7 protein-coding genes are annotated in these 7,275 nt (G+C 42.0%); all 7 read right to left on the bottom strand.

The window, feature by feature from the left end; translation table 11 throughout:
• On the bottom strand, positions 1 to 148 hold a 148-nt coding region (locus NC238_01765), incomplete at its 3' end, for an acetyltransferase (GenBank protein ID MCM1564683.1).
• Entirely contained in the window at positions 145 to 759 is a 615-nt protein-coding gene (locus NC238_01760; protein ID MCM1564682.1) for a sugar transferase, read from the bottom strand. The genes NC238_01765 and NC238_01760, both read right to left, overlap by 4 nt.
• 27 nt (positions 760 to 786) lie before the next feature.
• The gene (locus NC238_01755) at positions 787 to 2,907 is read right to left on the bottom strand and encodes a CDP-glycerol glycerophosphotransferase family protein (GenBank protein ID MCM1564681.1); all 2,121 of its coding nucleotides are present in this window, start codon (positions 2,905 to 2,907) and stop codon (positions 787 to 789) included.
• A 49-nt stretch (positions 2,908 to 2,956) separates the two neighbouring features.
• Positions 2,957 to 4,363 (bottom strand): hypothetical protein, encoded by a 1,407-nt coding sequence (locus NC238_01750; protein MCM1564680.1) that lies wholly within the window; start codon positions 4,361 to 4,363, stop codon positions 2,957 to 2,959.
• Positions 4,350 to 5,567 carry a hypothetical protein gene (locus NC238_01745; GenBank protein MCM1564679.1) on the bottom strand — a complete coding sequence of 406 codons (1,218 nt, stop codon included), beginning with the start codon at positions 5,565 to 5,567 and terminating at the stop codon, positions 4,350 to 4,352. The genes NC238_01750 and NC238_01745 overlap by 14 nt, the downstream gene beginning before the upstream one ends.
• 559 nt (positions 5,568 to 6,126) lie before the next feature.
• A complete protein-coding gene (locus NC238_01740; protein ID MCM1564678.1) occupies positions 6,127 to 6,813 on the bottom strand; it encodes a hypothetical protein in 687 nt (228 codons plus the stop codon).
• Positions 6,814 to 6,976: 163 nt separating this feature from the next.
• Positions 6,977 to 7,275, bottom strand: a 299-nt coding sequence (locus NC238_01735; protein ID MCM1564677.1) for a hypothetical protein, incomplete at its 5' end; no start/stop codon positions are given.

Raw genomic sequence — 7,275 nt, 5'->3', positions numbered from 1 at the left:
CGAACGTCCCGCAATAAGGCAAGCCTAGGGTCGCGCCGTCCATTGGCTCAGCATCGTCGAAAAAAAACACCTCCCAACCGCAGCACTCGGCTATGTCGGCGACGACCCTGCCATGCCCGCTAGCACCAAAAATCGCAAGCCTTTTCACTTATCGTTGCCCTCGAACCGCACCGAGGTCGCATGTCCTTGAGAAGAGACACCTTCCCTCTTGAACACTTTAACGACCGTCAGCCACAGGATTTTCATATCCAGTAAGAACGATCTGTTTTCAACGTACCAGATATCGAACTCGAATTTCTCCTGCCAACTCAGATTGTTGCGCCCATTTACCTGCGCCCAGCCCGTGATGCCAGGCAGGACATCATGCCGGCGCATTTGTCGTTTGTTATACAAGGGCAAATAATCCATCAGTAAAGGGCGTGGCCCGACAAGACTCATCTCACCCTTTAGCACATTCAGCAGCTGGGGTAGCTCATCGAGACTGGTACTACGCAAAAAGCGGCCTACGCGTGTCATTCGCTCCGCATCGCCGATACCGAGCAAACCATCAGGCTCCATCTCATACATGGTTCGAAATTTATACACTGTAAATTTGCGCCCTTTGTAGCCAGGTCGCTGCTGATTAAAGAGCGCAGGGCGCCCAAGATCTTGCAATACCAACAAATACAAAATCAAAAAAATCGGAGCAAACAATAGCATTAACAAAAAAGAAACCACGAAATCGAAGCCTCTCTTCATATGATATGAATTACCCTCCATACCCGCCTCATAAATGTAGAGAAAAGTCTATTCAAGTAATTTTTTTTCAGCCACTCTGCCCAAGATGAAATCGCATATTCTTTCGACTGAGCGGCCATCTTTTAGACGCATTAATCCTTGTGACCCACTCCCCCTCTCGCTTGAGGAATTCAATAAATAATTTAAATCATCCCGACCAACAAAAGGCCTCGCAACACCTAGCTCACACAAATCAAAAGGGACCGTCGAATAATCTTTTGGTCTATATGCCAGCACAGGCTTATCGAGGCAAAACGCCTCTAAACCAGCGGTACTAAAATAGGTAATAACCGCATCAGAAGCATTAAGATTATGATAAATGTTACCACGCGAAATGACTGCCCGTTGCGAGCAATCAAGGTTCCGCAACACAGCGGAATAAGCATTCGCAAAAGCATCATTTTCGTTTGGATGCATGCTGATCAAAAGAAACCAATCATCATGTGACTCTAAAAAATCACAGGCCACTCTTACCATTGAACTCATCAAGTCAATATCATAAGGCTGAGTCGCCAAACACAATATATTATAAGTCGTATCACAGATAGCTATAGCTTCACGACTTTGCTCTTTTGTAAAAGCTCTGATCGCAGATAATCGAGCATCAATCCTAGGGGCCCCAACCACCTCTACATTAGAATCGTTGACCCCCAAATAATCCACATAAACAGCTCTAGAGAAATCGTCCACAGCAAGAACATAAGTGGAGCCAGGTTTTTTATAGCGACCAGAACGAGAAAACGTCCCACTCTGTATATCGAATGATGCAACAGATTTCAAATAACCCACAGTAAATTGGGATGGCCACAGGCGTCCGGGATTTGAGATAAGAGCCGATACGTTCGCCACCAATAGCGTCCTATCAATTTCCCGCATAAGACCATAAGAATCTCTAAAAAGTCGATGAAGAGACTTTCTTGAATTTAAGGCAGCGTACAAGGCAAGCAATCCACTGCTTGTACCCTCCAAAAGAGGTGAAGATAAAAAAGCATCTAAAGCAAGATCAAAATACTTATTGAACTCAGCCATCCCTGAAGCATCATCTTTCTCAACTGACGGCAAAATATAAGTGTAGCGCTTATTATCGTCATCCAATACATCAGCATAGGGCAACAATACAAGAATTTTTTCGTTTGTTTTACGTACGAACTGCTGAAGGACTGGCAGCAGCGTCCCTTTATACATTGGATCTCGCAAATTCCCAAAGAAAATAAAAATATTATCTCCCTTCTCACAGCAGTCAGAAATATGATATTTCGTAGTCGTAAATCTATCCGAGGGAATCCAATCACGGCTAACCATATCACTCATCACCACTTGCGAGAGCGACTTGAATCTTCTGCCACACCAAAAGCGAACAATTGCGGTCGGAATTTTCCTTGAAGAACCAACCGCGAATGCCAGCAGATTATTATCAAGCAACCTATTTCCGAATATATAAAATTTTTCAACGGCGTGCGTTTCAGCAAAATTCAAAATAAAGTTATAGCTTCTTACCCACCCAACCAATCTATCCGACACCCCAACCTGCAATGAATTTAGAAAATGAGAAAATTTTTCATATTGCGGCGTGTTAGATAACTCACTCCCAAGACAATCAATAAACTTAGCAGAAAGGGTGTCCGCCTGAAGATAGACCGACTCATCGAGCGCCGGATCAATAGTGGGGATATAGAGAACCCTCCCGGATATATCATCCAGCAAAACACTCATTGATACCGCACTATCAATAAACTCCAGATAGTCTTTTTTTGCTCTAAAAACAATGAAACATTGCTTAGTAAGTGAAAACTCTATCAACTGTTTATAATGAAATTTAGCCGCAGCACTTTCAATGAAAAGCAAGCTCTTAAGACCCTGCGTCTCCAAAAGGTCTTCAACATCAATCAAATCTACAGCAAACCGTAATTCATTGTGCTTTACAGGAATAAGCAGACCCGCATTAACAGACGCCCCTCCTGCCTGAGGCACGGATTCAAGAAATTTTTCATGAAGAGACATGATTGACTTAACTTTTAACCCAAGATACTTATTGCAAAAAATTGTGGCTCCTCGCGAAAACAACACAATCTTACGTTTAATAAATAACGGCAACGCCTTGCGTGCGCCAACATATAAAATATTTAGCATCTAAAAATCATCCATAAAATAATTCACCGCACCCCATACAGCGATTAGACTAATCTACTGCATAGGCGAATCGGCTTAAGGAAAATGCATGATTCTTCAACCACGAGTAATTCTCAGCATAAACCACCAATCCTTCCCTGATAAAATCTTCAAAATAATCACGCCCCAGCTCAGATACGACAATAGATCTAACCCCCTCGAAATAAGCGTCATATACAGAAGCGGACCAACCGGTAATATTGACATCGCTGACAGACATTAATAGATCAATTGGCATTCGAGATGGCTCAAGGACAAAAACATTATTGAAATGAGCACCAAGCCATGCCAGATGTGTAACAGCTGAGTCGCAAGCGAAATCAGGATGCGCTCTAATTAGAAAGCAATCATCGGCACCAGCGCCAGCGATCAGTTCCATTACAATCGGCGGAACAATGGTAGATTGCAGTGTTATAGTAATTCTCTTCCTGTAACTTGCAATTTTATGAATAAAATCGGCCCACTCGCTTCGACAAATTTCGGCTAGACCGGTCTCTAGTCTATAAGATCGCCATAGAGAACCGACACAACTTGCTTGATGAAGATTATGTCGAAATGGCGCGTGCTCATTGATTGCAGTGCTATCAAAATGCGTCCATGCTAGAAAATGGCTGGGTAAAGTCGTATAACCATCAACCGGGCACTTCATCCAGCCCGCGTACGCGCGCATATTCCTCCCAGATACACCATGCTGAACATCCGCGATAGGTATGCCCAAACGATGACAGGCTGCACATAGAGACATACCGAGAATAGAGTAATAACAGACAACATACGCCTTAGTGCATCCAGTCTTCTTTAAGATGCAAGAAAATAACTTCGCGGCAACTATAGAAAACACTATATTTTTGCGTAGCTGCCTTAATACTGCAGCAGAATCAATCTGCGCATCAGGGAAAAATGGCGTCTTATATAGCTCATCTAATAAAGCACGAAGATAGCCTGACAAGCCAGGAATCATATTAGACAAAAAATAAAACCTTGAAACAAATGCTGAAACAAGTAATATTGGATAAATTGATACGCACCGCTCCCTATCTACAATATTATAATTAACATTAATCCCCTGTAATGCAATCATAACAGATCGCCGGTTAAGCTTCTCCCTTTCAGCTAGAGCATATGAATCTTTTAGATATAGTCTTCCATTAACTTCCTCGCAAAACTTACCATCACTAAGAATAAAGGTGTCCGCTTTTTTTAAAAAAAACAATTTAATTAAAGATATAATTAAACTAGTTATTGAACGGCGTCGCGTCGGAAATCGAGGAAAATAGCTATTACTCTTAGCATGGACCATCGAAAGAAAAGTATTTCTAATAACTGGCCAACAGTCTATTCCGAAAACACGTTTATTTAATTCATCAACGCGCAACTCGAAGCACTTCATCCATTCAACCGACTCAGATGGCTTCACTGCAAGCCACCATTTTATTGTAAATAACACTAGATGGAAGCTGCGATTCCTGTTTTTCAGAATTTATTATCTGAGCAGCAATTTCAGCGTAGCTGTTTTTAAAGCGCATAATTTTCAGCAACAAATACTCAAGATCATTTGTAATATACCCGCCGCGCTCAGTAATCCATTGTTTTTTTTGATAATCGAGAATTGATTCGCTGCCGACATAAAAAGTAATTCTCCCAGAGTAGAGCGCAAAATCGCAGAGATTCGAAAAAAAGCCAATAACAATATGAGCTCTAGAAAGGCAATCGCTCCAATTGTGGGCGACCGGCAAACCAGTAAGTTGTCCTGCGTCAAAAGCTGATCCGCGCGGGTGAGGCTTTATAGTAATATTTATCCTGGGATCCGCATTAATCGCATTTATAATTTTTAAAAATGACTTTAAAAAAGAAAAACTATATTCGCTACGCTGCATAACAGGCTGATCAACGAAAACAATATTCAATCTATCCTCATCAGCCAACTTAATATTATGCAATCTACTAGCGTAGTACTCGAACTCGGAGGAACCTGCAATGACCAAATTATCCACATGAAGATTTAGACGATTAAATACTTCCTCGCTGTGTATATCGTAGACAAACAGATTGTTTACGCTATAACCCGCAAAGTGCTTTTGCTCCATAGACGCTTGTCCAAACTGCAGGGCGCTAATTAAAGTTCTTTTTCCTGACCACTTAGCTCTATTCTTAAGCGCTGGAAGCTCTATTCCACCAGTGAGCCCCAACCAATTATCGCATGGGAGCGCATCGTATACACTGTAGAACATTTTTATGCGCGCCCGAGCAAGGGCCGCAAGACAGGCAATGTTCAAACGAGCAGCGAATGGTTCGCGCAGCTTAAAGAGATTTATAATGACATTATTGAGCAAGGCGAGCTTTTCGATAAGCCCCTGAACTGGCGTAACGAATATGAGATTAATCTTTTCGTTCTGCAAATAATCCAAAAAACATTCTGTATAAATAACTCGCGCGCCTTGTAAGTCCTTTTCAGCCACAAAGACTACCAAATTTACTCTTCGGCCCTTTTCCAAACAGCGATCGACAATAGGATAAAAACTCACTAATTTCTGTCGAACACTAGATGCTCTAGCCTCTGTCATAATTAAATTCAAAAAAGAAAACTTGTCGGATAGCTCTTTATAAGAGCAAATAGACATCCTGCTAGCTATAAAATATTTTATGCTCATTTTAAACGTAATCTATGCCAGCGCAATAACTGTTCTTCTAGCATATGAATGATCGAAAAAATATAATTTAATCTTGGAAATAGAATAAAAAATCGTGAGTGAAGGGCATGACACCAGGAGATATTCATCTGAAGCGCTGGGGTGGCATCTTCACTACAAAGATAATGCGATACAAATGTCACTGACCGGATGGCCTTCCTCTCCGCTAGCGAGGATTTCTGCAGAAAGGCAACCGCATTCAGATAAGATCTAGCCTCAATGCGGAGCTCCGATAGACGCAAGACACGTCGCATTAGGTCTGCATCATCACCAAGCGAAGCTAGACGTAGTATGTTGCGTTCGATGCAACTTTCTACGATATCTGTTTCTTTCATAGAGTCCACTTGTGGATTAGGCAACTGGTAACACGAAACTTGAGCCCCAGGTAGCGAAACTTCATGAGTTGAAAAATAATAAATTCTATCGCCATTTAACCTAAGCAATTGCTTGGCCGCCATAGAACTAAGCGAACCCAATAGAAATATAATTCTCATCCCCTAGCCTTTTTTGCGATCAATACATCATAGATAGCAGCAAGACTCTTATTATATGCACCGGCCCTTAATACAACATTACCGAATGACCTTACTTGCAGAAAAGCGACACCAGTAAGTATCGCCATATATCCAACCTGCCCTCCATGCGAGGCAAAGTATAACTTAGCAGCAACTATACTTACTACAATTGACACAGCGACTATCACCACCGAAATAAGCGTTATATAATTCGGCAAAAGCAGTATCCTATAGAACGCCAGATGTTCCTCACTACCAAAATAACTATTTATTTTGTTTCGAGCCGAAACAACCCTATACCGTTTCGCAGAAAAGCCTACACCTTTTTTTAGAAACCACGTCCCCACTAATATAAAAAAAACAAATAACAACAAACTGTAAGGGGTTATAAATAACCACAATGCCGATACGAGAAGTATCATCCCAAGAGGAACAGCAACATCCATGATAGAGATAATCAATTTTACGATGCTCTTTAAGTCCCCCTTAGTCACTATAACGCCATTCACTAGGCTTTGTTCGACTACAACTCTCTCGAACTTGAACGTGGCTTTCAAAATACTTATCTTAGAAAGCAACGAGAACAAAGTTGCGCTAATAAATCCAGCCGCGCCAATGCAGAGATAAACATATGAGACTGCTGGCAAACCAATGATATCCAAAACATGCCCATTGACCTTTCCCCCGACCCACCCAAAAATGAACCAGATTGAGAGCACTTGCATTGCAATGAATAAAAAACGAAACCCCATACTTGTTATAACAAATATGGGGGCCGATCTTACAAAACGAACCAGTACAGGTACCAGTTTGCTTTTGTAAAGACTAAGCATTATTGGGATAACCGGCTATATCGCAGAAATAATTATATCTCTCCTTTAGTTCGCTGAACGTACATAGCCCACCGGCATTGCCAGATAAAAAAAGCTCGGTTTGGCGATACAACCCCGGCTTGAATTTTTTATCCATTTCGCAGTCAAGCACAATTTCTTGTTCTGCCACCGTCCCCTTTCGGGTTTCCAGCAGCTTCTCCATTGGACAAAGGCGCAGCTTGCGCAACGGCGTGAAGAGTTCGAGCCACCAGCGGCCTGCCGAGCCCCAGTCAGAGCCGTAGGAGAAAAGCA

The organism is Dehalobacter sp., assembly GCA_023667845.1.
Classification (GTDB): domain Bacteria; phylum Bacillota; class Desulfitobacteriia; order Desulfitobacteriales; family Syntrophobotulaceae; genus Dehalobacter.
This window is presented reverse-complemented; position numbering and strand designations above follow the sequence as displayed.